The organism is Photobacterium pectinilyticum (assembly GCF_024357955.1).
GTDB classification, from domain to species: Bacteria; Pseudomonadota; Gammaproteobacteria; order Enterobacterales; family Vibrionaceae; genus Photobacterium; species Photobacterium pectinilyticum.
In genome coordinates this window covers 1-733 of record NZ_JANEYT010000195.1, presented here as the reverse complement: position 1 = coordinate 733, position 733 = coordinate 1, and the positions used below count along the sequence as shown (strand labels likewise).

Sequence of the window (733 nt, the reverse complement as noted above, 5' to 3'; positions counted from 1 at the left end):
GCTACGGTGAATACGTTCCCGGGCCTTGTACACACCGCCCGTCACACCATGGGAGTGGGCTGCAAAAGAAGTGGGTAGTTTAACCTTTCGGGGAGGACGCTCACCACTTTGTGGTTCATGACTGGGGTGAAGTCGTAACAAGGTAGCCCTAGGGGAACCTGGGGCTGGATCACCTCCTTATACGAAGATATCCACGATAAGTGTCCACACAGATTGATTAGGTTTAGAAAAGTTAAGAGACGATATTGGGTCTGTAGCTCAGCTGGTTAGAGCGCTCGCCTGATAAGCGGGAGGTCGGTGGTTCAAGTCCACTCAGACCCACCAATATCGACCTAGATGGGGCTATAGCTCAGCTGGGAGAGCGCCTGCCTTGCACGCAGGAGGTCTGCGGTTCGATCCCGCATAGCTCCACCATCTTTAAGTATTTCTTAAGAGTCTTTAAAAATGGTTTCGAATCAAGCTCTTTAACAATTTGGAAAGCTGACTGATTGATTACTTACGAGTAATTCAATCAAATTTAAAAGTTCTCAATGTTTATCTTTAGATAAACACAACAAACACATTCAAGTGTCTTGTATTCGATTCAAATTCGTTTGAATCACATTGAGTCCGGCAAACAGTCATTGAGAATTAACCCTTCTTAATGACAACCAAAAACCTTGGTTAGTTGCCATACACAAGACCCTTTCGGGTTGTATGGTTAAGTGACTAAGCGTACACGGTGGATGCCTTG

The 733-nt window shown here is 45.6% G+C and carries 2 tRNA genes and 1 rRNA gene; all 3 read left to right on the top strand.

Annotation, left to right across the window (positions count from 1 at the left end):
* Window positions 1-180: ribosomal RNA gene (locus NHN17_RS25865) — 16S ribosomal RNA — on the top strand; the annotation flags it as partial.
* A gap of 67 nt (window positions 181-247) precedes the next feature.
* Window positions 248-324, top strand: a tRNA-Ile gene (locus NHN17_RS25860).
* A 14-nt stretch (window positions 325-338) separates the two neighbouring features.
* Window positions 339-414: transfer RNA gene (locus NHN17_RS25855), tRNA-Ala, on the top strand.
* Window positions 415-733 lie beyond the last annotated feature (319 nt).